Genomic DNA, 26,872 nt, shown 5'->3' with positions numbered 1-26,872 from the left:
TAATGTCACCTGTTAACTTATGAGGTGATGATATCACCTCTAACTAAGTGACCAAATTCACTATGCCACTACAGTCACACCTTGAATAACATTACCTACGACCGATACGGGAAGGATCTAAACATTGAGCAAGTGATGACTGTCGTAAACCTGATTGATCCCCTCCCTTTAGATAAGGTGAAAAACTATTCAACTGAGTGACCCTAGCGACCTCTTAAGCAGTTATGTGGCTTTAATTTTGGGCGTGATTTCACGCCCCAAAAAAACAAACTCATTCGCTCACTCTTTCAGCAATCAGCTCAAAAAAACCAAATAAACAATTTAAAAACAACAATTTAAAAAATAAGTTGCAGTTAAATATGCATACATGTATGTGATTAATAGGTTGCTAGTTTTTTTTCTTTACGGCCGTGAAAGACCTTCTTAGATTGATTGAAAAGCAATTGATTAATTAGGAGTTATTATGAATTTGTCTTCTTCTGTGGCACAAAGCTTACGCTCTAATTTCAGCGATAACGTAAATCTCGAAGCTATCCTCAGTCTTAAAATACCAGTGCAACGAAGCCATAAGACACTAGAACCACTAACAGGTGTCGAACTACTAGATGCTTACACAGATTCACGTATAAAACTCGGCAAATCTAAGCTAAAAAACATCCAGCAAGATCATGAACTTCTTGCGAGAGTATTGCACCTTATCGGCTTTGATGACTTAAACGAGCTTGATCGTGCAGGCGCTAAAAGCGTTCGAGACGCCTTGAGCCACTATCCCACAAACGCAAAGAAACACTCTGAGTTTGCGGGACTAACAGGGTACGACGTAATCTTCAAAAATGCTGCCTTGCCAAAGCCTAAACCATCCCTTTCCCTTACAACCGTCAAAGGGATAATCGAAAAATTCTCTACTTTTCTTAACTGGAGCAAAGCTCATGGATACGTTAAGGACAATGTATTCTATCGACTTCCAAAAAAGAGTGAAAAAGGTGGAAAGAAACGCCTATGCTTTTCCGACCACCACCTTGCTGCCATTTTCAACATGACAGACTACAAATCTCATCGCTACCTTCATTCTTATTACTACTGGGTACCACTATTGTTACGTTACACAGGGGCAAGGCTAAATGAAATCTGCCAACTAATCTTTGATGATGTAACTCAAGTTGATGGTGTTTACTGTCTTAAGATTAGGGAGAACTTCCAAGGGCAGAGTGTCAAAAATAGTTCATCTATCAGGCTGATCCCTATTCATAATGAATTGATTGCAAAAGGCTTCTTAGCATTCGTAAATTCAAAGAGCAAATGTCGCCTCTTCCCAGAGCTACCACTTATTAAAGGGTACTACTCACACAATGCTTCAAAGTGGTTTCAACGCCGCAGGGATTCATTGGGTTTAGGTAAAGGGTTAGATGCACACTCTTTCCGACACACGTTCATCAATGAGTTGAAACAATTAGGTGTTTCTAAAGAGATTATAGAGTGCATTGTTGGCCATAAACATAACTCTGAGTCGCTTGATACCTACAGTGAGCAATACCATCCTAGAATTCTGGATCCTGTGGTAAATATGATTGATACATCTCATACAGAGAATGTGCTTCCTTATTTTTCTTGTTTAAATTAATAATTAAGAGGTAATTGAATGAACAATAACACAAACCGTGAATCTGATGGTTATATTTATAACTCAAGAAGAAATATCCGCACTAATGATCGTATAGAGCAGTTGTATCGCGATCAAGATGATAATTTTCTTGCCTTGATTTATTCTGTTGAATACAAAAACTCAGAAGGTAAATGATGGAAGGCAGGTTCTCGTTGGGCTTTTAACTCTCTTGATACAGCCTTTATTTTAGATAATGGATTTAGAGAATTCCCAAGCACATCTAAATAACCTTCTAAACATTTAAATAATCACAGTTATTCACCTTAACTTTTGGGTGAGTGGTTTCGCTCACCCATAATTTACCAAAACGTTATTCTATGAAAGAAAATACTTTATCATTACTTAATTCATATTCTATTAATGATAGCCTAGAAGAAATAAAGAAAGATGCCGACGAAAAAACATTTATTTTTGATCGACTAGTTTTAAAAGGTCAATCAAACATCCTTTTTGCCCCACCAAACGCAGGTAAAACTCTATTAATGTTAAATCAACTAAAACAAGCCTATGCTACTGGCTTTCTTGATGGGTTATCTATTTTCTATGTTAATGCTGACGACTCTCAAAGCGGGGTCATAGAAAAAACAGAAGTTCTATCTGCCATTGGGGTTCACACTCTCGTGCCCGGATATAATAAATTTAAAACAGATTCACTGTCACATATATTAGGTGGATTGACTGCCGATGATGATGCAAAGAATGTTGTGCTAATTGTAGATACTTTAAAAAAATTCGCAGACACGATGGACAAGAAGAACATGCGTAATTTTGGCATTAAGGTGAGTGAGTTCATACTTAAAGGAGGTACGTTCATAGGGCTAGGTCATACAAATAAAACCGAGATATGAACAACAACCTTATTTACTCTGGTACATCTGATCTTATTGAAGACGTCGATTGTATCTATATGATGGATATAGAAGAAGAGAAAAAGAGTTTAAATGGTATACAAACTAGGTACATAAAACTGATTAACCAAAAGTTACGCGGAAATAATGCGTTAGAGTTAACCTTCTCTTATGAAAAATCAGAAAAAATGTCCTACTCGGAAATGGTAGATTCCGTTTGTCGTATTGATAGTGATACTTACTGTAAAGACAAGCTATTGAGAGTTGAGGAAAATCACTACTCTAATTACCTCAATAAGTATAAAGATGCTGTTTCATTAATTACTAAGGTACTAAACACCATTGAAATGGATAAAACAGAATTACGCGATTATTTAATCCAACACACCAATTACGGACGTGATAAGTGCATTGAGATCATTGATAAACTTTCTGGCAAGCTAATTGATTTCAAGTTAGGTGGAAAAACAGGACGAAAAAAAGTCTATTTTCTTATCACTACCCCCTAACTATTTTACTCGTTTATTACATTCATTACGTTTATTTAACAAACTGAAAGAACGGAATACCCTAGATAAAAGCCAGTGCTCGTCACTGGCTTTCCTCAAAAACTAAGCTTGTGGCTTACCTAAGCCCTTCATCAATACATCAAACATCAGCCCAGCAAAGCCTTTCGCTATAGCTTCATTAGATAGAAGTTTCATTGCCATCTCGTTATGTACGTCCATACTCTCGATAATGGCATTGTTGATTGACTCTGGGAATTGGCCGAGCATCGCTTGTTCTTTGGTGTTGCTGCGGAGTTGATCCATCACCACTTCATTCTCCGAGATCTTGCCTGCAATGGTATTGGCATAATTGAGCATATCATTTTCAGACAAACCATCTTCGATAAACAAATCGTTCATTCTCTGGATGATCTCGTTAAGTAGTTCAGTTTTTGGATCTTTCGGCACGGCACCAGTGCCTTCCTTTGCGGCTGGCAAGTAAGACTTTGGCTCTTCACCGATTTTCACGCCAAGCTGTAGATCGGCTTCACGCTGCTCGTGCAAGCGGTAGTGCGTCATTACCACATCGGATAAATCAATTTCATCCTCCACCACATCAAGGCGCAGCAGCGGGTAAAGATGTTTGGCGAAGATACTCAGCTTTTCCAGATCATAATCATCAAAATTGACGATTTGAGAGGTAAACTCGTAGAAGCGATAAAAAGAGATTAAATCTTTCTTGAACACTTCCAGAATATCTCGTGCTTCTTTGGCGTGTTTGACGCTGTTTTCCGCAAACTTGATTTTCTTGTCGTTCTGCTCAATTTTCGCTTTTGACAGTTCCGCTTGTGCGGATTGAAGCACTTGTGTCGCTTCTTTATAACGAACGGAGAAACGATCAACGGCAGGTTTGCACACATTGGCTAATTTAGCTTGGCTCGCTTGTTTGTTGTTATAAGCCTCAACAAATGCCTCAACCTCTCGCCACTGGTAAATGCAAACCTTATCCAACTTCTTCATCAGCTCATAAACGATGTTTGGATCGGATACACCAGCGAGTTCTGCGGTTTGGAAGTAAACCTTAAACTCTGCCAAAATCTCTTCTGGGTCGTTCACAAAATCGAGCACAAAGGTTTTGTCTTTGCCTTTGTAGGTACGGTTTAGCCTTGAAAGGGTCTGAATGCACTCAACGCCTTTTAATGGTTTATCGACATACATGGCCACCAGTTTCGGCTGGTCAAAGCCCGTCTGGAATTTATTCGCCACCAGCATCACCTGATAATCTGTTGTATCAAATGCTTTACGCATATCACGACCACGCAGATTCGGGTTCATATTGGTTTCCGTGAATGGCTGATCAGGTAAGTCAGGATCATTCACTTCGCCCGAAAACGCCACCATTGCATTGACGTTGGTATAGCCTTTTTCTTGCACGTATTTTTCAAAGGCGAGTTTGTATCGTACGGCTTCTAGTCGGCTACTGGTGACAACCATCGCTTTTGCTTCACCGCCAAGCAGATGTTTCACTTTCTCGTTAAAGTGCTCAATGATGGTTTCCACTTTTTGAGCAATGTTATACGGGTGCAAGCGAACCCATTTGGCCATTTTGGAAGCAGCTTTTTTGCTGTCCACCTCGTGATCTAAATCTGGGTTGTTGTGCGCTAATTGGTAAGCAACTCGGTAACTGGTGTAGTTCTGTAAAACATCCAGAATAAACCCTTCTTCAATCGCTTGGCGCATGGAATAAACGTGGAAAGGCTGTGGTTTGTTGGTGTCGCTTGCTGGTTCATCAAGGTTTGGCTTGCGACCAAACAGCTCTAATGTTTTCGCCTTGGGTGTAGCGGTAAAAGCAAAGTAGCTGAGCTTGTTCGAGCCTTTACGTGCTTCCAGTGACAACCGCAGCATATCTTCACTCGACAATTCAGTCTCGCCGCTGGCGCTCTCTTCACCACCTTCAAGCTGCTCGCTCATCAACACTTCACGCAATTTGCGAGCGGTTGTCCCTGTTTGGCTGGAGTGCGCTTCATCTGCTATCACGGCATAGCTTCGACCAGCGAGGGTTGAGTCTTTGCGGATCGCCTCTAAAACGTGTGGGAAGGTTTGAATGGTGACGATAATGATCGAGGTGCTTGCTTTTAGTTCTCCTGCCAGTTGGCTGGATTTAGAACCTTGTGCTTCTTCTCGGTTAACACGCGCAATCATGCCTTCGTTATGATCAAACTGATAAATCGTGTCCTGTAGCTGGCTATCCAGTACCGTTCGGTCAGTGATGACAATAACAGAATCAAAAACCTTATCCCCTGCCTTTTTATTAAGCTCAGGATGGTCGCTTTCTATAGATGGAGAAGTGTAGTGTTTTGATGCGAGTTGATGAGACAGCCACGCAATCGAGTTTGATTTGCCAGAGCCTGCACTGTGCTGGATAAGGTATTTATGCCCTGTGCCTTCACTATCCACCGTTTTAAGCAGTTTAGAGACGACCGCCCACTGGTGATAACGAGGGAAAATCATCGTTTCTTTTTGAGTGATTGAACCGTCTAGGTTTTCAACGTCTTTCACTTCAAGGTGAATGTAGCGGCCAAGGATCAGTAGCAGGTTATCTTTTTGGAAAATCTCGTTCCAAAGGTAAGACGTTGCGTAACCACCATCTTCGGGTACATCATTACCTTTACCACCTTCACTTGTGCCTTGATCAAACGGTAGGAAAAAGGTTTTCTTGCCATCTAAGCGCGTGGTCATCGCCACATTGTATTGGCTCACGGCAAAGTGAACCAATGCACCACGCTTAAAGGTTAATAACGGCTCTGGTTTACGAGTTTTTGGATCTTTCGGCTGCCTATCCTTCATATACTGGACTTTGGCGTTATCAATCGACTGTTTAAACTCGGATTTCAGCTCACACGTCGCAACAGGGATACCGTTGACGAAGAGAGTTAAATCTAAACGCCCATCATAGCCATTGGATGAGTAAACCAGCTCTGGCACGACTCGCAGAATATTTTGTTCATAACGGGCGGTTGCCGCTTCGTTTAAGTCGTGATCAGGCTTGAAACTACAAAGGTCAAACTTGGCCCCACGATTACTGAGTTTGTTGCGCAGCACCCACAGCGTGCCTTCATTTTTAAGTTCTTGCGCTAATGATTTGAGCAGAGCGTCAGCCGTTGCATTGGGGTTACGCTCCGTCTCTGGGAAGTGCTGAGCCAACTTATCCCACTGCTCAGGTTGTGTTGCTTTGACAAAGGCAATCACATCATCGGTGTAAAGTGCCAACGCTTTGTTGTACTTGTTCGACTCACCCAGCAACCAACCGTGAGACTGCATTTGGTCAAGGATGTCGTTTTGAAACTGAAACTCTTTTAATGCTTTTTCTTGGTTCATTTATCCGCCCTGATTGTTGAGTCGCTGCTTGGCGTTGGCAATCGAGTGTTGTAACTTTTGCTCTAGTAATTCAACGTCTATCAGGCGGGTCAAATATTCAGCCACGTGAATATCGCTGCCTTCCATCTCGAGTAACTCAATTTGTTCTTGTTTTTTACTGGAGCATAATATTATGCCTAGTGGCGGGTTCTCACCTTCTTCGGTTTCGTATTTTTTCAACCAACTAAGGTAAAGTTCCATCTGGCTTTTGTGGCTGTGTTTGAATTTTTCTAGCTTTAAATCTATCGCCACCAAGCGCTTTAATTTACGGTTGTAAAACAGTAGATCGATGTAAAAATCATCGTTATCAATTTGAATGCGTTTTTGTCTGGCAACAAACGTAAAGCCCGCGCCTAATTCTAATAAAAACTGCTCAATGTCTCTTAGAATGGCATCTTCTAAGTCCTTTTCTAGATAGCGATCATTCAGTTCTAGAAAATCCAATATATAGGGATCTTTTAGCAGCAAGTTTTTATTGTATTGACCCGAGGCTCTCAGCTCAGTTAGCTCGGCGACGATGGTTTCGTCTGGCTTTTTAGAAATGGCGGTGCGCTCAAAAAGCAATGCGCCAATGCGCTCATCAAGGGTACGGGTTGACCAACGCTCTTGCATGGCCATGCTGGTGTAAAAATCCCGTTTGAGCGGGTCGTCAATAGCGCAAAGGATAACAAAATGGCTCCAACTCAATTGTGCAGACAGCGTCTGCACAATGTGAGCATCTGTAAAAACCTCTGCAAATTTAACCATTTGGGCAAGATTGCGTTTACTCCACCCTTTACCATATTGTGCCGTAAGTTCAGTGGCTAGGGTGGCGATCACTTGTTTGCCATAATCTGCCCGTCCGCCGCCTAACACCTCTTGACGAATTCGGTTGCCGACCTGCCAATAGAGCACGGTGATTTCATTATTAATGGCAGCGGCGGCACGCTGCTTGGCGCTGCGGATCAGCGCGGCCACCTCTTGGCTCAAGGGGAGTAGGTTATTTAGGTTGCTCATCCTTGCGCTCCTTGAGGCTGCCCCTGTTCTACAACAAAGTGACGCACATCAATCTTGCCTGTTACGGCGGCTGAGATAAGGGCTGTTTTGCGTTCTCTAGATAATTCGATCATCTTCTCAGCATTTAATATTAGAGACGAGAGAGATTTTTCTTGTTGTTGGACAAAATTAACAATTGCTTGTTGCTCTTCTTTTGATGGTCGTAAGAATGGAAGATTATTAAGTTGACCTAAAGACAATGCTGGCTGTGCAGTTACGTTAACACCATCATCCATCGCACCCTCTTGCTTCAGATGTGTTAGCAGATGGTGACAATATTGAACATCCATTGCTTTATCATTAATTTTTAGGCTTAAGGAGTTTCCAGATACTACAGCTTTTTTATCGAGAGCAGGCATTACCGAGTTCATACCATACCTAGCACCAATCTTGGCTATAATAATCGCCCCTTCAGTTGTCTCACTTCGGCTTATTGTTTCAAAATGCTCTGTTGAGATCGTTTTTAACTTTGTTGTATCCAATAATCCAGTTGTAGCAAAGTTACTCTCGATTACATATACATCACCATTATCAACAAAGTGCTCAGATTTTAAGTTGCTACCAAATGGGCCATCGACAAAAGAGCCTTTGTCTTCACCTTTGATATGTTTGAGGCAACAAACAACCCAATGCTCAGGCACTTCACCCAACCACTCCACGCCAGAGTCTTTCATTGGTGCATCAGGGTTAAGCCCTTTGGTCACGGCGTGAGAAATCACCGCTTGGCGTTTTTCTTTTAACAGCTCAATCAGCTTTTCTTGCTTGGCGATTAGGGTGTCGATCTTGGCGGTTTCGTGATCGAGGAAATTGGCGATTTTTTGTTGTTCTTCAAAAGGCGGAAAGCATACTGTTAAGTTCTCTAACGTGTTCATTCCTATGTTTTGTTGTGTACCAAATGTCCAGCTCAGTTGAACTGATTTTTGGAACGAATCGGATCTTAGATAATTTAGTAAAAAATATGGGTTGTAGCTTTTCTTGCACCTCATTACTGCGAGAGGTGACCAAATATTAAATCTTCTATTTGTTTCAACAATCGCAGAAATGCCTGTGGTTGCACCTGATTTAATCATATAGACATCGTGTAGTTGAGGTCTGTATTTTTGACTAAAAAGAGTATCATCTTCTTCAGATATATATCCTCTAATCTTGTCAAAGTTTATATAACCTCCAGACACTGCTTCAGCCGATACGAATGGAATACCCTCATCTTGAAATATTGGTGTAGAGTGAGGACCATCAGTTATAGGTGTTGATAATACGTGCTTCAGTGCCGTTACTTTCCAATGAGCAGGTATTGCATCTAACCATTTACTATCAGCGGTCATGTACTTTGGATATGCTTTATAACGACCAGCCATTATGAATGCACCTCTTGTAGCAACTGCATAATCTCAGCCGATACCGCATCCAAATCCGCATCAATGTCTTCTAATGCTCTTGGTGGTTCATACACATAGAAATGGCGGTTAAATGGGATTTCATAGCCGACAATCCCTACTTCACCATCTTTAGGGTCGGTCTTGCTTTCATCAATCCACGCATTCGGCACGTGCGGCAGCACTTCACGAGCAAAGTAATCGGCAACGCTTTCAGTTAGTGGCACGTTCTCGTTATCACGCAGATCTGGGTTGGCTTCAATCTGACCTTTTGTTTTACAGACTTCGGCTTCGTCATCGTGCTCGCCTAGGTGTTTGACGATCAGTTTTAGTTGAACTGCGCTGAGTTTAACGGCTGCTAGTCTAGCTTTGAGTTGTTTGAGGAACTTATCACGCGATAAATATTTCTCTTGTTCAAAAGAAGCGAGCGCATCAAGAATGGCTTGTTGAGTCGTTTCATCCATTTTCGCCCAAGCATTATCGGCTTGCAGGGCTTCAAGTCTCAGTTCATCTTTCGGATAAATCGCCAATTGCAGCGGGCGCTCAACGGTAATGCGGCGATAGCCAAACTCTTTGTAGTCAAAAATCTTGCTAAAGTCGTTTTCGGCAAACTGACCATAGGTTTTTACTATTTCTTTGATGCCGCCTTCTGTCAGTTCTTTGCGTTTACTACCCAGTGATTTACGCATTGCTGCATAGAATACATTTTCATCATCACCTTCTACTTCACCACCGCCACTGCGACCACGACCGCCTGTTTTGGCACGCTCTTTTGATGCATTGATCAGCTGAACCTTGCCTTTGCGATGAGCAGGTTTATGGCTAGATAGCACCCAAATATAAGTGGCAATACCTGTGTTGTAGAACATATCGGTTGGCAACGCCACAATGGCTTCTAGCAGGTCATTTTCCAGAATGTAGCGTCTAATTTCGCTTTCACCACTCCCCGCACCGCCTGTAAAGAGTGGCGAGCCATTCAAGATAATACCGATACGTGAACCGCCTTCGCCTTTGTTTTCAGGAGAAGCAGAGCGCATTTTGCTGATTAGGTGCAGCAAAAAGAGCAATGAACCGTCAGACACGCGTGGCAAGCCTGCGCCAAATCGACCTTCAAAGCCTTTTTGCGTGTGCTCATCATTGATTTGTTTTTGGATCTTTTTCCAATCCACACCAAACGGAGGGTTTGACAGCATATAGTCAAACTTGTCGGTGCGTAGTTGGTCATTCGATAAGGTATTACCCAGTTTGATGTTATCGACCTTCTGCCCCTTGATCAGCATATCCGCTTTACAGATAGCGTAGGACTCAGGGTTTAGCTCTTGACCAAATGCAGACAGGGACGCTTTTTCGTTTAGCTCCAGCACGTATTCCATACCAGACGATAAAAAGCCGCCCGTGCCTGCGGTTGGGTCATAAATGGAGCGCACTAAACCCGATTGGGTCAGCGCATCATCATCTTCAGTGAAGACCAAAGAGGTAGTTAAGCGCACGATATCTCTTGGGGTAAAGTGTTCCCCTGCGGTTTCATTGGAGCTTTCAGCAAAACGGCGAATAAGCTCTTCAAACACTAGCCCCATACCATAGTTGCTGATGGTATTCGGGTGAAGATCGGTGGTTGCAAAGCGTTTGGCCACTTTGTAAAGCAGATCGGCCTCTTCCAGTTTGTCGATGGTATTGAAAAAATCGAAGTGCTCGAAAATCTCACGCGCATTAGGGCTGAACGATTGAATGTAGCTCTCTAGGTTACTTGCTACGCCTGTTTCACCAAGGCGGTTTAAATCCATTTTTGAGGTATTGTAAAAGCTTAATTTCGCTGCGTGGGTGAGCAGTTTATCTTGCGCCTCAATCGGCATGGCTTTGACTGTTTCGTATTTTGCCAGTACCTCTGGCTTGGTAGCTTCTAGCACACACTCTAAGCGTCTTAGCAGTGTGAATGGGAGAATGATGCGTCCGTATTGAGATTGCTTGAAATCACCACGCAGTAGGTCAGCCACCGACCATAAAAACGCTGCTGTTGAAGAGAAATTGTTGTTAGTCATTATAATCAGCACATTGAATATGAAAAAATTGTGCCGATTGTACCTCACCACTCTCCAAGTCGCAGCGACATACAACAAAAAAGCACCTATTACAGGTACTTTAAATGAGAGATCATATTTTAAACAATGCTAGTTCTTAGCCTTTGTAAGGCGGAGCTGCATCAATGATATACCTAGCTAACAATTCCAAAATATCATTTACTCGCTTTTCGCGTTCTTGCCTAAGCTGTTTGAACGTCGACATATTCAGCTCAAGCGGCTGTTCACTATCAATGACTGCTTCTAGATTAAATGCATCTTCAGCATGCTTAACGATTTTCTTTATCCAACGCAATTTAGGCATGTAAGACTCATCGTGTACGTTTAAAAAGCCTGCGTTCTCTGCCTTTTGTATGACTTGGTCTTCGAGCGTTGTAGATTCAAACAGTTCAAGTTCAATGATGTAACCGATAAGATCGGAAGATGGAATAGGTTTGTCCATAGTGTTTTTTATAAGCATAAGAACTATTTTAGGCTGCTGCAAATTTACGTTTTTCAAAAGGGGAGTTAAGAGGGGTATCCACTCTTGCCAGCGGACAATGCGAAGCACTTGACCTATCTGGAACCATAACCCAGCATAACCAGTTGATTTTAAGTTGTTTAAATCTAAAAAATAATTTTCTATATTTATAGAAAACATATTTCATGATTAAAAACTGGACTGTAACAACACAACCCGTTCGACTTGCATCAGATGGTGTAATGATGCGAGAGCGTTACCTACTAAACACCGAACACGCCAACCACAAATACACCGAAGACCTCGTATCACTCTTCGGCTGTGGCGCTACCTCCAAGCGCATTGCTCTTACAGGCGAACAATTCAGGCTTAATCAGCAGCTAAATAACCGCCGTGGAGGTCGCCCACTATCGACCTACGCTATGGAATATTGCCTTACGTTGCCAAGGGGCTACAGACCTAGCTATGAGCAGTGGCAATCCATTGTCAAAGATTGTGCATTGGCTCTTGCTAAATTGTGTCAACTTAACAAATGTGAATTTTCGCAATACCGACAACAAATTCGAGCTGTCTTGCACCAGCAGGAACAGAAAGGAAAAAAAGGTAGTGGCGACCATGTGCATTTGATGATTGGTAAGGTTGTCGGCAATCGAGTCCTCACGGAATTACAACGGAAAAAAGCAACAAAAGTCATTAAGCAAGCATTCAACAGCGCAGTACTGCAACATGTCGGCATAGATTACCGGAGCTATGAGCCAATTGAAAAAGAGAAAGGACGCAGACTATCAACTTGGCAATACCAATATAAAAAAGCCACTGAAGCCCTTGAAATTGAAAAACTCATCAAGCTGATGCAAAAGCAGTTTGATAAGTGGTTAAACGCAAAAGAAGAGCTAAATGATCGACAAATTCGACGTCAACAAAACAGATTATTAAAAAGCTATGAGCAATTAAAGCAACACTCATTAAGTGCGTCGCAGTTGGAAAGGATTAACGCCGTCAAAAGTCAGATTAAGTGATCTGCGTATCATAGATATCGGTTCAGCTCCCAAATAGGGAGCTGAACTGGCGTCCTTAATTAGGATAATAGGCTTCTATATTGATACTGGCCTCATATGGTACTAAGATAAGGTACTAAAGAGTTATTCTCAAAAATCACAAACACCCTAACCTATTGAAGTAACTGTTTTTTAAGGCAGTTGAAGGTGAGTCCCGCCAGCTCCACCAAATCATAGTTTAAAGACGTCTCCGGACGTCTTTTTTCTTTTCTAATCCCTTGTCATATCTAGCTTTAAGTGGTTCAGGGAGTCTCATCGAGATTCACTTACGTAACATTCCTCGTAACACTGCTACAGCTCACCTCAACCACTTTGTTCATTCAAGGTAACTGTTCATTTATTACGAACAACTTGCATCACTGTACAAACTATTAACGCCCTACTTCCTATCGCAGCTTTCATCGCTGAAATCATCCATTCTGCTCATCAAAACTTTTGACTTACAGATTACGAGTAACAATTTACTCACAACTTAAAAGAAAATGACTTTAAGAGTAAAACTTTACTCATTGATAAGTAGGGTGTTGTCGATGGAAGAACTAACCGTACAAGCTTTTATCAAAGGTGAATGGATAGATATTGGTATTATCTCGTTCCCTAAAAGTAGCCAACATAATTTCCGAGTAACTGAACTCAACTACCTCAGCGACTATGCGCTAGAACATCACGATAAAGATGACTTTCACGCTGTTTCACTCAACCACCCTGTCTCATTCTTTTTTAATGACATGGGTAAACCTGGATGGTTAAAGTTTCTAGACGATATTATGCCTAGCGGCGCTAGTAGACGGTACTGGGTTAAACTCCTAGATATTGAAGACCTTAGTTCAAACGAACAAGACTATGTTTTGCTCAAGTTTGGCACGATGTCGCCTATTGGCAACTCAAACCATTTGGCTTAAAAGTCGGACTGCTCCCCTCTTCTCCCGATGCGTTAAAATCGCTATTGATAGATGGTGAGGATGGGTAAAATGCTCAGTATCAGCGCTCTTGCTTTAGATTGAATTGCTATAACAAGCTAGTATTTTTTAATGATTTAGGAATACATGGACGCGGGTTCAGTTCCTTTTGAAGTAGGAAATTGATGATTTTGCCAGGTGGCTCTAAACAATCGCAACTCAATGACTATCGCTCAATAAATAGAAAGCGCGCCAATCTCAACTTAGGACGCCACCCTGATGTTTCTCTTGTACAAATGCGGAGGTCAGTTTACACACCCGCAGTTATGCATTCGTTTGTTGCTGATGGGTAGCGACTGTCGTGAGTTTATCGGCGCGGAAAAGCTTGTAAGCCATAATGCCAATAACCAACGCTTTGATAATCATCATTTGTGGGTTACCGAAATAGGCAGCCATACCAACAAACCCCGATAAGAACATGAGCAAACGGAACCTTTTCAGGTCAGTCATATACAGTGCCAACAAAATTAACGCGAGATCGCCAAACTGCAAGGCTTCAGCAAGTGTGGGGTTATTGATAAAGCTGCTTACGGCCACATAAGCAATATAAAGAATACCGCTCGCCATCAAAGCCGCAGCAGAATTGATCACCATTTTGCTGGTGTTAGTAAAATCTTTCACATATCGATAGGCGTTAATGGCACCAACCGACAGGTTAAGGATGACTTTAGGCCACCAGCCCATCAAAATTGACCAAGCAATGTCATTCGCAGCCGAAGCAAATGCAGCATAGCGAGTAAACTTCATCGAATTAAAAATAGTGAGTGATATATAGAATGCGACAGATGTCCATCCTAATACTTCGCGTAATATATCAAGCAAAATATGGTCTCTTTTTACATAGAATCATCATCCACAACAATGAAACTATCTGCTACTAATAAGGCCAGTAGTGGTTTATAAACCCACCACATAGCCGTTGGGCGCAGGATAATATCACGGCATTCGGTATAAATCCTAGAAAAGACTCTTATCAATACACGCTTATTCTCGAAAATATGTTTCTCAATTTTGGAAACAAAAATGCAAGCTCAACAAACGCATCACCACTCCCCTTTTGACACATTCAATCATCCCTGAATAAAAATTGACTGACGTACGCTAACTCATTCAGCGAGGAGAACGAACCTCAGCAACTTTCGTCTCAATCAACTGGTAGCGAATCCCAGCTTGGTCAAACGACTGGCGCAGCGCCGTTAAATTCCGGTGATAGGTCACTTGCCGACCAGATGCCGTCTTCACTTTCATTACCATATTACTCATACACTTATCCTCTACACTTAACCGATTGGTTGCATCAAACTATGCTATTTTGAATATTTATCACCAAACAACTTGGAGTTGCAGGTAGCAAGGAAATCATTATTGTGCGAACTCTTTGAGTGCCGCCATCGCCTTTTCTGCCTTCTCTTTTTGCACAAAAATATGGTCATGATAATAGCCCGCCATCACATTAGCGCTGATGCCATACGAAGCTAGCTTAGTTGCAAAAGCGGCCGTTAAACCCACCGCCTCTAAACTTGAATGAACCGTCAGCGTAATTAAGCTGAATACCGATTCAAAATCGAGCTGCGCCGCAACGGCCTTTTGCTGCTCAACGACCAAGGTCAGCCCTTCACGCTCTTTAAATGTCGCCACGGGTTCTAAATGCAAATAATCGGCTAATGCCCCTTGCACAGTACAAAACACATAACTTCCGCCCACCAACTCGGGTGACATGGATTGCAGTAAAACCTCTAAATCAGTAATCGCTGTCATATTTTCTTTCTCATTCAAATTGAAGCCGAAGTGCAGAGTAAAGCCCTCTGTGGAATAAGTGAAATTAATAATACTAATGGTTAATCAGTCATTCTTATTGAATAGAAAATCAATTGAATTCTATGGCGACTTTAGGCTCGCTGTCTGCGCACGAAAAACTTAAAACAACTCAGTTGATCACACTTGTACTGCAATCAATTGAGCCTTTGGTATTAGATAGTTAGAATAGCGTTCACTTTGAGGAGCGATTATGTCTATCGAGTTCTACAACCAAAATGCCCAACTGTTTTTTGCATCAACCAAAGAAGTAGATACCCATTCGCTGATGGAACACTTTACGCCCCATATTCCAAAAGGGGGCATCATCCTTGATGCTGGTTGTGGTTCTGGCAGAGATGCAAAAAGTTTCATTGAGCAGGGTTATAAAGTGGTGGCATTTGACGCCAGTGAAGAATTAGCAAGCTTGGCATCTCAACTGCTTCAAATTCCGGTCACCGTTTCAACCTTTGCTGATTTTCAAAGTGATCAATCTTTTGATGGTATTTGGGCTTGCGCATCGTTACTGCATGTTGGTGAATTGGATCTTCCAGATACCTTTACTCATTTAGCTTCTCAGCTAAAACCATTAGCCCCTTTATATTGTTCTTTTAAATATGGAACAGGGGAAGTGGAACGTGATGGCCGTCGATTTACCAACGGTGATGAACAACGTTTAGCACAGTGGATCGCTCATGCCCCATTGAATGTGGCAAAAATCTGGATAACCAATGATTTAAGAACGGATCGCCAAAACGAACAGTGGTTGAATGCTATTTTAATAAAAAGTGAAGAGCGATGAGCGCTCATAGAAACAAGGGTCTGGCCACTTTATATAGCGGCCCAAAACTGAGTGCGGGAGGGAAACAAGACCCGCTACTTCCTAAGTTAATCCAAGCCATTAACCACGCTAGTGAAATAGAGATCTCGGTTTCTTTCGTTCAACCTTCCGGATTGGATTTACTATTTGACCCTATTCTTGACGCTCTAAAAAGTGGAGCCTCACTCAAATTACTGACTTCGGACTATCTAGCAATAACCCACCCAGTCGCATTACGACGCCTTATGATATTGGCGGAACGTGGAGCGCAATGCCGTATTTTTACTTGTGAAAGTCAACATAGCTTTCATATGAAATCCTACATTTTTGTTAAAACAGAACAAGGGACCATCAGTGAAGGGTGTGCTTGGGTCGGTTCAAATAACATCAGTAAAACAGCATTACTACAAAGCTATGAGTGGGCTTTACGCCACGATTTTGAGCAACCAGCCACTTCACCCGCAGCGCAAGAATTTGAATATATTCGTGAGCAGTTTTCAGTTATTTTTTCTCATGAACAGAGTATGACTCTCTCCCATCACTGGATAGACGACTACTTACTGCGCTACAAAAAACTGTCAACGCAACGTTCATTAACACTGTTGGATGGAGCCGATGAAGCACCGGAGATACCTACCCCAAACTCAATGCAAGTGTTGGCTTTATCAGCGCTAAACCAGAGCCGTGAGCAAGGCTATGTACGTGGCTTGGTTGTCTTAGCGACTGGAATGGGAAAAACATGGTTAGCCGCTTTTGATGCCCAACAGATGCAAGCAAAACGCGTCTTGTTTGTTGCCCATCGAGAAGAGATTCTGACTCAAGCTGAAAGCACATTTAGTAAATTAATACCTAACGCTAAAACTGGCTTATACAACGGAGCTGAAAAAACAGAGGAAGCTGATTATCTTTTTGCTTCAGTCGCCACCTTAGGTAAAAAAGCGCAGTTAGCGCGCTTCAAAGCCGATGATTTTGACTATATTGTTGTCGATGAATTTCATCACGCGAGTGCGCGTAGTTACCGAGATTTACTCGCTTATTTCCAACCAGCATTTCTTTTAGGCTTAACTGCAACACCCGAGCGCTCTGATCAAGCCGATATATTATCGCTTTGCGACAACAATTTAGTGTTTGAGCGTAACTTGGTGCATGGCATTGATGAGAAAATTTTAGTGCCATTTCATTACTACGGTATTTACGATCAATTCGTCGATTATCAAGAAATCCCTTGGCGCAATGGCAAATTTGACCCTACAGCTTTGGACAGTGCATTTGCGACCAAGCAGCGTGCCGAACATATTTATCACCATTGGTTTGACAGAAAACAACAGCGCACATTAGCTTTCTGTATTTCTAAACGTCATGCCGATTACATGGCGAAATACTTTTCCAAACAAGGCGTTCGCGCTATCGCCGTCTATAGTGACTCTCAAATACGTCGAAACGACGCCTTAAAACAGTTGAATGAAGGAAGTATCGACATTCTTTTTTCTGTCGACCTGTTCAATGAAGGAACCGATCTACCCGCGATTGATACCATTTTGATGATTCGTCCCACCGAATCAAAAATACTCTTTTTACAGCAATTAGGCCGCGGTTTGCGCCAATCTCCGAGTACAGGTAAACAGCAATTAATGGTGTTAGATTTTATCGGTAATCACTCTTCATTTTTAAATCGGCCCGCAACCCTACTCAATGTGGGTTCACTGAAAGAAATAGTCAAAGCGACCAACCAAACCACTTCGTTAGCGGCCGGTTGCTATGTCAACTTTGATCCACAACTGCTGCAATTTTGGCAAACCTTAGCAAAACAGATACGTTCAACTGCGGCTGAAGATTACCAAGATCTCAAGCATCAGCTCGCACACCGACCAAGTGCCGCCGAATTTTTCCACCATGGCTATGATCTCAGTAAAGTACGCCGCTTGATGAAAAGTTGGTTTAGGTTCGTGGCAGACCAAGAAAGTGACTTAGCACTGACTCAACGACTGACGAAATATGACGAGTTTTTGCTCAAAGCAGTCGAAATCACAGCGATGAGCAAATGCTTTAAAGCCGTTTTACTTGAAGCACTATTAGAGCTTGATGGTTTGCGAAAGCCCCCAACATTGAATGAGCTAGCGATTCAAAGTCATAAAGTGTTATCACGTAGACCTGATTTGATGCGACGAGATCTCACCGAACAAGCCAAGCAATTTAGCGCAACAGGATCCGAATGGCTAAATTACTGGAATCGAAACCCAGTCAAAGCGTTTACAAGCCCAGACTCTTCTGGCCATGCATGGTTTAAGGTGGATAATCACCGCTTTTTACCCACTTTTGCTGTAGACAATGCCGATTTGCCACAGCTTCATGATCTTATTCAAGAACTTGTCGATTTGCGTTTTGCCGAATACATACAGCGAGTCAGTAAGCAAGAAGCACATTCAAACTCAAAGCCAATCCAAACTTCGGCCAAGATCCTTCCATTACCAAGCCAAGCAAGCGAAAAAGGTACCTATTTGCCCCTCTACCCCGATCTAAAAATTGCTTGCGGTCATTTCAAGCAAGGTACTCATGATACTCAAGATCAATATTTAGTCGCCGGTGGTTACGGTAAGCTTGACCCAACAAGACATTTCATTGCCCCCGCTTCAGGTAATTCAATGAATGGAGGTAAAAGCCCGATTCAAGATGGTGATTTACTACTACTTGAATGGGTCACACCAAAGAGCGCAGGTTCAATTTCTAATCTGGTCATGGCGATTGAAACTCAAGATGAAACGGGTGATAACCACTACTTGCTACGCGTAGTACGCAAAATAGGACCAAACCATTATCAGCTTGAGGCACAAAACGCTGACTACGCTCCCATGCTCGCAACCGACAGCATGCGTACTTTTGCTCGGCTCAAAGCCATCCTCCGTTAATATTGCGTGCTTCCTGACGCTCGATTGGGAAAATAAACATAAAACCAAAATAACCACCAGTTGTTTTGTGACAGGCAGCAAATAAAGAGACGATAAATTTGCGCTTGAAATAGCGATTCAAATCACCTTTTCAGCGCATTTATTCCCATAAATCTTATTCACACATCACATAAAACCGCGCGAATGTTACTGGCCACGGTTTATTTCCATTTGGAAGTGGAAATAGGGCTTATCCACCCTTGCTCCCTTTTACGCTATTTTCTTCTCCAAGCTAAACATTTGGAGAATCCCACGGTGCAAAACTCTCAACCCATTAGCATGGATGATGCACAGATTATAGAGCTTGGCTTGTCGCTCACCGAACGAGCCATTGCCTTGCTTAATTCACACGCTATCTACCCCGATTCGCTACAGAAAAAAATGCTCGAAACACACATCAAAGCGATGGTTTGGCGCTCATTTAGCGGTGAATCGTTACCTGAACTCGATATGGAGATGTTTGATGAAATCTCTCCCATTTGTTTCACCTTGGCCGAGCAAGTGTGTCGTTGGATGGAGAACCTCGCTTATGAAGAAGCGCATCTGCTTTCGGTCCATTTTGAAGTAGCTAAAGAAAACGAATTAAACCCAACAGCAGGAGAAACAACATGTCAGTAATCAAAGTCGTTATTGGTGATCGCATGGGCAAAGGTCAGAAAGTAGGAGCCGGTGCTCAAGCGGCAGGCGCTGAAGTGACCGTTATTCCCGGCATGGCCGCAGACATGAAGTTAGGTGATGTCATGCAACAGCAGCAAGCCGATTTAGGGATCTCTTTTTGCGGCAGCGGCGGCGCAGGTGCTATCACAGCGCAAACAAAATATGGCTATCAATGCCGTTATGGAATGCGCTCTGTTGAGGAAGGGATAACCGCGATCAATGAAGGCTGTGTGGTTTTGGGTTTCGGCTTTATGGATAAAGAAGAGCTGGGCGAAAAACTGGTGAAGGCGTTTGTGGCTAAGCATGGCGTCAAAGCATGAAAGAGCAGTTAACCACTAAGGTAACTGTGAGTGGCAAGGGCGAAACAAAGCAGCAGGCTTTTGCCGCGGCTTTAAGCCAAGTGCAACCCACGTTACTTAAGAATAACGCAAAAGTGCTCCTCCGGATTGAGCCGTTAGACGTCAACGTTTTGCAAGCAGAAGAGAAGGTAAAGCGAGAGAAATTCCTTTTCTTCTTTCTTGCAAGAGATCGACGCCAATACAGCGTCAAGCTAGAGGTTACGGTCAGCCTGACCTACATAGATGTGGAACAGGTCGATTTCAAACGTTAACAGGTCACTATAAGGATCCCTGACATGTTTCTTATCATTCTCTTTAAGTCCATCATCATTGGTGGCTTAGTCGGTATCGGCGTTGGAGTAGGCGCGGCAAGGATGTTCCATGCTCCAACTATCCAAGGTATGGGCGCATTTCGTACTCTGGGAGAGTTGAACTCGTGTGAAGGCGACCCTGCCTCTCACTTCTCTTTTGGGCTTGGATTCTTCTTTAATGCTTGGGCCTCAACGGTTGCGGCAGGGGCATTCACTCAAGATGTTGACCACCGCATCATCCCGAACTGGGGCGCGGCGGCGCTGATGATAAAAAACCGCGACCTTGCCACTACCTTGCATGATCCAAAACGAATGGGCATTGCTTGCGCCATTATCGGTGCGATTGTGGTTGCGTTTCTTAACTCAACGGCGGCGGCCGTTCCTGCGGCGCTGCAAGTCACGGCGGTAAAGGTATTAGTACCAGCGGCAAACTTACTGGTGAATACCGTCATGCCGGTTATTTTCTGGCTAGCGGCAATTGAAGCGGGTAAAAAATCGGGCTTTTGGGCCACTATCTTTGGTGGTTTAGCTCAGATGATTATGGGCAACGCCGTTCCTGGTTTGGTGCTGGGTATTTTGATTGGTAAAGGTGTTGAAGAGAGTGGTTGGAACAAAGTAACCCAGATCATGATGGCGGCAATTATTGCACTGTTTGCGTTAAGTGCTTTCTTCCGCGGGTTCGACATGAAATTTATCGAAGCTTTCCATATGCAAGTTCCTTTGTGGCTTGAAAACATCCATCTCATGATCAGTGGCAAATAAGGAGTTGACCATGGACGAAAAAATGAAACACAACTTTTGGTATGCCGACTGGTCTTTCCCGATTTTCGTGGGCTTGCTTTCAGCCGGGGTTTTTGCCGGAACGCACATGTACTACTTATACGGTGTCGGTGCTTTTAACGAAGTGGCGTTTGTTTCCATGCTGCGAGCAGGGATGGATACAGGCGCGTACGGTGCGGTGGCCGCTTTTGGTGCAAGCTTTCTGTTTGCTCGCATCATTGAAGGTTCGCTCGTGGGCATTTTGGATATCGGTGGCGCAGTGCAAACCGGTGTGGGTTTAGGGATTCCAGCTTTACTACTAGGTGCTGGCATTGTTTATCCTCTTGAAAATTTCACCGCTTCGTTAATCACAGGCATGCTCGCTGGTTTGGCGATTGGTGGCTTAATTGTGCTGGCACGTAAATTTACCATCAACCAAAGCGATTCAACCTACGGGGCTGATGTGATGATGGGAGCAGGCAATAGCTCCGGCCGTTTTCTTGGACCATTGATCATTTTATCTGCGATGGCCGCTTCTATCCCGATTGGGATCGGCTCTCTAGGTGGCGCATTGATTTTCTATGTGTGGGGTAAACCGATTACGGGTGGTGCCATTCTCGGAGCGATGGCGTTAGGAGCTCTTTTTCCTATCGCACTGTAAAACAAGCTGGGGTTTAAATTCTACTGAGAATCGCTCTTCGCGCCGATGAGCGAAGAGCGTGAGATGCAAATTATGTATGACATCCTGATCAAAAATGCCCAACAAGCGGGTGGGTGTAGTATCGATATCGCCCTTCAGGGCAACAAAATAGCGGCGGTGGGCGATCTTGCTGGTTCATTGGCAAAACAGACCGTCGATTTAGATCATGACGTTTTTGTGAGTGCTGGTTGGATTGACGGCCACACTCACTGCTATCCGAACTCGCCTATTTATAACGACCACCCCGATAACGTTGGGGTGTCCGGTGGCGTGACAACTGTCATTGATGCGGGCAGCACAGGCGCAAACGACGTGGATGATTTTGCGCAGCTTGCAGCGCAATGCACAACCCATGTGCGCGCACTACTTAACATCTCGAAAATTGGCTTGTTGCGCCAAAATGAACTGGCCGATGCCAACGACATTGATCTGGATAGCGCAAAGCAAGCGCTGCTTCGTCATCCCGAATTTATTGTCGGCTTAAAAGCACGCATGAGCGGTAGTGTTGTCGGCCACAATGGCTTAATGCCGCTTCAGGCTGCCAAAGCATTACAGCAGCAATGCGGCTGCGTTCCATTGATGGTGCACGTCGGTAATGCGCCGCCGGATTTGGATGAAATTGTCGCTCTGCTGGGCAAAGGCGATATTCTCACTCACTGCTTTAATGGCAAACCTAACCGCATTCTTGATTGTCATGGGGAGATAAAAAGCAGCGTTCAGCAGGCCAGAGCTCGAGGCCTGAAACTTGATATCGGCCACGGCAGTGCCAGTTTCAGTTTTGAGGTGGCTGAGCAGGCAATCGCACAAGGGATTTTGCCCGATACAATCAGTTCTGACATTTACTGTAAAAACCGACTCAATGGCCCGGTTTACGGTCTTGCCCACCTGATGTCGATGTTTTTTACGCTCGGATTATCCCATGAGCAGATCATTGAGCGCGTGACGAGTCAAGCAGCGCAAGCACTTCGCCTAGCGAAAAAGGGGCACTTAATTGCAGGCTATGATGCCGATTTAACGCTCTACACCATCGATAAAGCGTCGGTTAACTACACCGATACTCATCACCAGCATCGAACTGGACAACAGAGATTTACGCCTCTTGCTGCCATCATTGACGGCAAGCTTGTATTGACTGAACAAGGACAACAGCATTATGTCTTCCATTCTTGAAAAATATCACTTGAAACAGGTGATCAACGCATCTGGCCGTATGACAGCTCTTGGTGTTTCCACTCCGCAGCCCGAAGTGGAGCAGACCGTCTGTTTTGGGATGAACAACTACTTTGAAATGAGCGATTTGGTGAACAAAACTGGCCAATATATTGCTCGTTTGCTGCAAGTTGAAAATGCGGTCGTCGTCTCATGCGCTTCAGCGGGAATTGCACAGAGTGTCGCGGCAGTCATTGTGCGTGGTAACCCTTATCTGCTTGAGCATCTGCATGCAAAAACGCACCCGATCGCAACGGATATTGTGATCCCCAAAGGGCATAACGTCAATTATGGTGCCCCGGTTGGCAGCATGGTAAATCTTGGCGGCGGTAACCTGATTGAGGCCGGTTGGGCTAATGAATGCAGCGCAGAACAATTAGCCGCGGCAATCACCCCCAATACCGCCGCCATTCTCTACATTAAATCGCACCATTGCGTGCAAAAAAGCATGTTAACCGTGGCACAAGCGGCCAAAGTGGCTCAAGACCACCAGCTTCCGTTGATTGTTGATGCAGCAGCAGAAGAGGATCTACAACTCTATTATCAGCAAGGGGCTGATCTGGTGATCTACAGTGGTGCGAAAGCGATTGAAGGCCCAACCAGTGGTTTAGTGATTGGGAAACATCAATATGTGGAATGGGTTAAGCAGCAATCTGCAGGGATTGGCCGTGCGATGAAAGTCGGTAAAGAAGGCATTTTAGGCCTAACGCATGCCATTGAGCTGTACTTAAGCCGCCAACAAGAAACCGGCCAACAAATGGTGGATAAAATGACGCCATTTATCGAGGGGTTAAACCGTATTGAAGGGATAAGCGCGCGCGTGGTTTGGGACAGTGCAGGCCGAGATATCGCACGTGCAGAAGTGAGTTTTGATGCCAAACAATTTGGTATCAGCGCTAATGAAGCCGTTACACGCCTCCAAAATGGTAACCCAGCGATTTATTGCCGCGCTTACAAATCCAATGAAGGTTCGGTGGAATTTGATGTCCGCAGTGTTTCATCTCATCAACTTGAACTTATTCTTAGCGCCATGAACCAACTGAATCAGGAGTCATTAGAATGTCTTTAAGCCCTAATTTTTACGCTGACCGTGTATGTCTCAATGTGCTGGCGGGTTCGCATCATAATGCGATTGAAGTCTACCAAGCCGCAGAAGGCCATGTGTTGGTCGGTATGCTCTCGAAAGATTACCCAGATACCGCAAGCGCTGCGGCTGATATGAAAGCGTGCGCTGAAAAAATCGAGAATGCTTTATCGATTGGCCTTGGCGCAGGGGATCCCAAACAATCGGATATGGTGACGGCTTTAGCCGGAATACTACAGCCTCAGCATGTCAATCAAGTCTTTACTGGTGTGGGGGCTACGCGTCAAGCTCTAGGTCAAAATCACACCATCGTGAATGGTTTGATTTCACCATCAGGCACTGTTGGCTTGGTTAAAATCTCAACTGGCCCGAAAAGTTCAGGTATGGAAGAAGCGGTTGTTCCCGTTGATACGGCGATTGCCATGTTGCAAGATATGGGCTGCAGCTCAGTCAAATTCTTCCCAATGCAGGGGCTAAAATGCAAAGCTGAGTACCAAGAAGTTGCCAACGCCTGTGCTCGTCACCACTTTTGGTTAGAGCCAACGGGTGGTATTGATCTAAACAACTTTGAAGAGATTTTACGCATCGCTCTCGATGCTGGAGTCGAAAAAGTCATTCCACACATTTACAGCTCAATCATCGATGAGAAAACCGGACAGACTCGCCCCGAGGATGTGAAAACCCTGCTGGCCATGACTCAAAAACAACTGGCACATTCATAACACCGACGCCGGAGCATGTGCTCCGGCATAACAAAGCGTTGGCTATCTATTGCCTTTAGTGCATTTTACCTTTTAGATAGCGCTGTTCATGCTGGAATAGGAATCGATGATGTACAAGCTACCGCACCCTCGCCTAATTCATTTGTTGGATGCTGTATCCGCCTCGCCTTTGACTCAGGACGAACTTGCGCAACGGCTTAATGTTTCGACACGCACCATACGCACCGATGTCGCGCTGCTCAATAATGTGATGGTCAATCATGGCGCACATCTTCTCCACCAGCGCGGTTCCGGTTACCAACTCAATATCTACAACCCATCAACTTTCGAGCATTTTTTGTCGAGGGTGCAAAATGCAGAAACGATTCCAAGGACCAGTAAAGAGCGCATCATCCAGATTCAAGTACTGCTATTAACGGCAGAACAAGGCGTAAAAATTGACGAATTGGCCGAGACATGGAATCTAAGCCGCACTGTTATTCAAAATGATATGGTTGATGTACGCAGCCAACTGGCCACGTTTGGTTTATCGATCGAAAGTAAACCTCGTTTGGGCATGCAGATCCAAGGCCCAGAAATGGCGATTCGCTCCCGTTTAACACAACTTATCTACATCGAACAAAAAGAGACAAAACAAGCTCTGGGCTTTATTAGTACGATTTTCCCTGAAAAATCTCAGCAAATTTTTGCAGCGCGCTTTCGTGAAGTGTTGACCAACCATACACTCTATATCAATGATATTGGGCTGCGTTGGTTAACCCTTTATGCTGCCGTCACACTGCACAGGCTCGCGTGTGGCAAAGAGCTTACCGAATTTTCTAAAAACGATGTTCATGAAACGACGCTACCAATTGCCAAAGCGTTATTTTCTGCGCTACCGATGCTGTTACCCGCCAATAACCATGAAATTGCCGCCTTGGCGATTCACATTCAAGCGAGAATTGCGACGAATCAAGCACTCCTTAGCCAGGGTGTACAGCATGAAGCCGATGCTCTAGTCACTCACATCTTTGATTATATCTATCAAAATTACCCTTACGATGTGCGTGACGATGCGCTATTACGCCGCGATCTTCACAACCACGTCTGCCATATGATCATTCGAGTCAAACATCATGTCGCCACAATTAACCCATTGGCCGAGCATATCAAACAGCACTACCCACTCGCTTACAGTATTACCTTATCGGCCATCGCAGACTGGATCAGAGAGACGGGTTACTGCATGACACAGCACGAAATAGGCTATCTTGTGATTCACATTGGTGTGGGGCTTGAACGTAATTACCATTTAGGTCACCGTACACCCAAAGCGCTCCTGTATTGCGACGCCGGTAATGCCGCAACACTTGGGCTAGAAGCGATCATCCGCCGCCAGTATCCGCAATTGGATATGAAAACGGTTTATTCCCCTGAACAATTGATCACCGCTGATGCCACGCAAGCGGACCTCATTATTACCACCATGCCCTTAGCCAATAGAGAGATTCAGAGCTTTGTGGTTGACCCCTTCCCTACCCAACATCAATTGGAAGAACTGGGCAAACAAGTGTTGGTTGATCGCACGCACTCTTATCTTTTGGATAAGTATTTTTCCAAGGCTCAATTTCTCTACCTTGATGACGTCATTGAGCAATCACACCTCTTTGAACAGGTTTGCTCGCATCTTGAATCAACAGAGTTGGTAGAGGAAGGATACCGAGCTTCACTGCAAGAGCGAGAGAGTTTGGTTTCAACCATGATGGGCGAATACATTGCTCTACCTCACTCGATTGAACTCTTTGCTAAACGTTCGATGGTTTACACCGTCGCTGCACCGCGTGGAATTGAATGGGGTAATGGTGAAAAAGCCTATCTGATCTTTTTCCTCGCCTTAAGTAAATGTGACTATGAAGAGGCGATGGGGCTGTATGATCTTTTCCAAGTGCTGATTAATAAAAAATTAGGTAAAAGTCTGTCGCAATGCGAAACCTTCAAGCACTTCAAAACACTGGCGCACTTGGAATTACAATAAAATATATCGCTGTGTGATCCTTCCTAGATGCCCTCTATTTTTTAGATACCATCTATTTTTAGGTTCCGTCTGTTTTTAGAAACACTCGTTTTTTGGGGACTAGTCTCTTTTATAAACAAGCCGTTTAGAGAGAAAAC

24 protein-coding genes and 3 pseudogenes are annotated in these 26,872 nt (G+C 43.9%); 19 read left to right on the top strand and 8 right to left on the bottom strand.

What is annotated here, in order from left to right; translation table 11 throughout:
• Positions 1–463 precede the first annotated feature (463 nt).
• From AACT42_RS02275 to AACT42_RS02260, 4 genes are all read left to right on the top strand, one after another.
• Positions 464–1,621, top strand: coding sequence for a site-specific integrase (locus tag AACT42_RS02275; RefSeq protein ID WP_094131903.1), 1,158 nt, complete (start codon positions 464–466; stop codon positions 1,619–1,621).
• Positions 1,622–1,639: 18 nt separating this feature from the next.
• Entirely contained in the window at positions 1,640–1,798 is a 159-nt protein-coding gene (locus AACT42_RS02270; protein WP_176429117.1) for a hypothetical protein, read from the top strand.
• Positions 1,799–1,980: 182 nt separating this feature from the next.
• The gene (locus tag AACT42_RS02265; protein WP_254918509.1) at positions 1,981–2,511 is read left to right on the top strand and encodes an AAA family ATPase; all 531 of its coding nucleotides are present in this window, start codon (positions 1,981–1,983) and stop codon (positions 2,509–2,511) included.
• 59 nt (positions 2,512–2,570) lie between these two features.
• Positions 2,571–3,020, top strand: coding sequence for a hypothetical protein (locus AACT42_RS02260; RefSeq protein ID WP_254918702.1), 450 nt, complete (start codon positions 2,571–2,573; stop codon positions 3,018–3,020).
• Between the two features lie 102 nt (positions 3,021–3,122).
• Here AACT42_RS02260 and AACT42_RS02255 read toward each other — a convergent pair whose 3' ends face one another.
• The 5 genes from AACT42_RS02255 to AACT42_RS02235 all read right to left on the bottom strand — a co-directional run bounded on the left by AACT42_RS02255 (position 3,123) and on the right by AACT42_RS02235 (position 11,347).
• Positions 3,123–6,377: a type I restriction endonuclease subunit R gene (locus AACT42_RS02255; protein WP_094131902.1), complete on the bottom strand. Its 3,255-nt coding sequence runs from the start codon at positions 6,375–6,377 to the stop codon at positions 3,123–3,125.
• Positions 6,378–7,412 carry a PDDEXK nuclease domain-containing protein gene (locus AACT42_RS02250; RefSeq protein WP_094131901.1) on the bottom strand — a complete coding sequence of 345 codons (1,035 nt, stop codon included), beginning with the start codon at positions 7,410–7,412 and terminating at the stop codon, positions 6,378–6,380.
• Positions 7,409–8,809, bottom strand: a complete 1,401-nt coding sequence (locus AACT42_RS02245; protein ID WP_094131900.1) for a restriction endonuclease subunit S — start codon at positions 8,807–8,809, stop codon at positions 7,409–7,411. The genes AACT42_RS02250 and AACT42_RS02245 overlap by 4 nt, the downstream gene beginning before the upstream one ends.
• The gene (locus AACT42_RS02240; RefSeq protein ID WP_094131899.1) at positions 8,809–10,866 is read right to left on the bottom strand and encodes a type I restriction-modification system subunit M; all 2,058 of its coding nucleotides are present in this window, start codon (positions 10,864–10,866) and stop codon (positions 8,809–8,811) included. Before AACT42_RS02240 ends, AACT42_RS02245 begins: the two co-directional genes overlap by 1 nt.
• A 136-nt stretch (positions 10,867–11,002) precedes the next feature.
• A complete protein-coding gene (locus tag AACT42_RS02235; protein WP_094131904.1) occupies positions 11,003–11,347 on the bottom strand; it encodes a hypothetical protein in 345 nt (114 codons plus the stop codon).
• A gap of 203 nt (positions 11,348–11,550) precedes the next feature.
• On the opposite strand from AACT42_RS02235, the gene AACT42_RS02230 reads away from it, so the two are divergent.
• The 4 genes and pseudogenes from AACT42_RS02230 to AACT42_RS02215 form a co-directional block, all read left to right on the top strand.
• On the top strand, positions 11,551–12,384 hold the full coding sequence (locus AACT42_RS02230; protein ID WP_094131898.1) for a hypothetical protein: 834 nt from the start codon (positions 11,551–11,553) through the stop codon (positions 12,382–12,384).
• A 569-nt stretch (positions 12,385–12,953) separates the two neighbouring features.
• Positions 12,954–13,307: pseudogene (locus AACT42_RS02225) on the top strand (hypothetical protein); the annotation flags it as partial.
• A 2-nt stretch (positions 13,308–13,309) separates the two neighbouring features.
• A pseudogene (locus tag AACT42_RS02220) lies at positions 13,310–13,393 on the top strand (transcriptional regulator); the annotation flags it as partial.
• Positions 13,394–13,507: 114 nt separating this feature from the next.
• Positions 13,508–13,630, top strand: a pseudogene (locus tag AACT42_RS02215) (integrase); the annotation flags it as partial.
• Positions 13,631–13,646: 16 nt separating this feature from the next.
• Here AACT42_RS02215 and AACT42_RS02210 read toward each other — a convergent pair.
• From AACT42_RS02210 to AACT42_RS02200, 3 genes are all read right to left on the bottom strand, one after another.
• The gene (locus tag AACT42_RS02210) at positions 13,647–14,204 is read right to left on the bottom strand and encodes a hypothetical protein (RefSeq protein ID WP_013857463.1); all 558 of its coding nucleotides are present in this window, start codon (positions 14,202–14,204) and stop codon (positions 13,647–13,649) included.
• Between the two features lie 288 nt (positions 14,205–14,492).
• Positions 14,493–14,645, bottom strand: a complete 153-nt coding sequence (locus tag AACT42_RS02205) for a hypothetical protein (RefSeq protein WP_176428357.1) — start codon at positions 14,643–14,645, stop codon at positions 14,493–14,495.
• Between the two features lie 99 nt (positions 14,646–14,744).
• A complete protein-coding gene (locus AACT42_RS02200) occupies positions 14,745–15,140 on the bottom strand; it encodes an ACT domain-containing protein (protein WP_094131897.1) in 396 nt (131 codons plus the stop codon).
• Between the two features lie 250 nt (positions 15,141–15,390).
• Here AACT42_RS02200 and AACT42_RS02195 point away from each other — a divergent pair, with 250 nt between their 5' ends.
• The 11 genes from AACT42_RS02195 (at position 15,391) to AACT42_RS02145 (ending at position 26,735) form a co-directional block, all read left to right on the top strand.
• Positions 15,391–15,978, top strand: coding sequence for a class I SAM-dependent methyltransferase (locus tag AACT42_RS02195; protein ID WP_088728669.1), 588 nt, complete (start codon positions 15,391–15,393; stop codon positions 15,976–15,978).
• Positions 15,975–18,902: a DEAD/DEAH box helicase family protein gene (locus tag AACT42_RS02190; RefSeq protein ID WP_094168061.1), complete on the top strand. Its 2,928-nt coding sequence runs from the start codon at positions 15,975–15,977 to the stop codon at positions 18,900–18,902. The genes AACT42_RS02195 and AACT42_RS02190 overlap by 4 nt, the downstream gene beginning before the upstream one ends.
• 294 nt (positions 18,903–19,196) lie before the next feature.
• Complete coding sequence (locus tag AACT42_RS02185; RefSeq protein WP_228209387.1) at positions 19,197–19,559, top strand: transcriptional regulator; 363 nt, start codon at positions 19,197–19,199, stop codon at positions 19,557–19,559.
• On the top strand, positions 19,550–19,918 hold the full coding sequence (locus AACT42_RS02180; protein WP_019281179.1) for an SFCGS family glycine-rich protein: 369 nt from the start codon (positions 19,550–19,552) through the stop codon (positions 19,916–19,918). The genes AACT42_RS02185 and AACT42_RS02180 overlap by 10 nt, the downstream gene beginning before the upstream one ends.
• Complete coding sequence (locus AACT42_RS02175; protein ID WP_094131644.1) at positions 19,915–20,208, top strand: DUF4312 family protein; 294 nt, start codon at positions 19,915–19,917, stop codon at positions 20,206–20,208. The genes AACT42_RS02180 and AACT42_RS02175 overlap by 4 nt, the downstream gene beginning before the upstream one ends.
• A gap of 24 nt (positions 20,209–20,232) precedes the next feature.
• The gene (locus AACT42_RS02170) at positions 20,233–21,009 is read left to right on the top strand and encodes a DUF4311 domain-containing protein (RefSeq protein WP_017045612.1); all 777 of its coding nucleotides are present in this window, start codon (positions 20,233–20,235) and stop codon (positions 21,007–21,009) included.
• 10 nt (positions 21,010–21,019) lie between these two features.
• Complete coding sequence (locus AACT42_RS02165; protein WP_017045613.1) at positions 21,020–21,667, top strand: DUF4310 family protein; 648 nt, start codon at positions 21,020–21,022, stop codon at positions 21,665–21,667.
• Positions 21,668–21,712: 45 nt separating this feature from the next.
• A complete protein-coding gene (locus AACT42_RS02160) occupies positions 21,713–22,876 on the top strand; it encodes an amidohydrolase/deacetylase family metallohydrolase (protein WP_094131643.1) in 1,164 nt (387 codons plus the stop codon).
• Positions 22,860–23,984 (top strand): DgaE family pyridoxal phosphate-dependent ammonia lyase, encoded by a 1,125-nt coding sequence (locus AACT42_RS02155; RefSeq protein WP_017049433.1) that lies wholly within the window; start codon positions 22,860–22,862, stop codon positions 23,982–23,984. The genes AACT42_RS02160 and AACT42_RS02155 overlap by 17 nt, the downstream gene beginning before the upstream one ends.
• Positions 23,975–24,721, top strand: coding sequence for a 2-dehydro-3-deoxy-phosphogluconate aldolase (dagF, locus tag AACT42_RS02150; protein ID WP_094131642.1), 747 nt, complete (start codon positions 23,975–23,977; stop codon positions 24,719–24,721). Before AACT42_RS02155 ends, dagF begins: the two co-directional genes overlap by 10 nt.
• Positions 24,722–24,827: 106 nt before the next feature.
• Positions 24,828–26,735 (top strand): BglG family transcription antiterminator, encoded by a 1,908-nt coding sequence (locus AACT42_RS02145; protein ID WP_236732701.1) that lies wholly within the window; start codon positions 24,828–24,830, stop codon positions 26,733–26,735.
• Positions 26,736–26,872: the final 137 nt, after the last annotated feature.

The sequence above is a fragment of the Vibrio sp. V15_P4S5T153 genome, assembly GCF_963874485.1.
GTDB classification, from domain to species: domain Bacteria; phylum Pseudomonadota; class Gammaproteobacteria; order Enterobacterales; family Vibrionaceae; genus Vibrio; species Vibrio anguillarum.
This window is presented reverse-complemented; position numbering and strand designations above follow the sequence as displayed.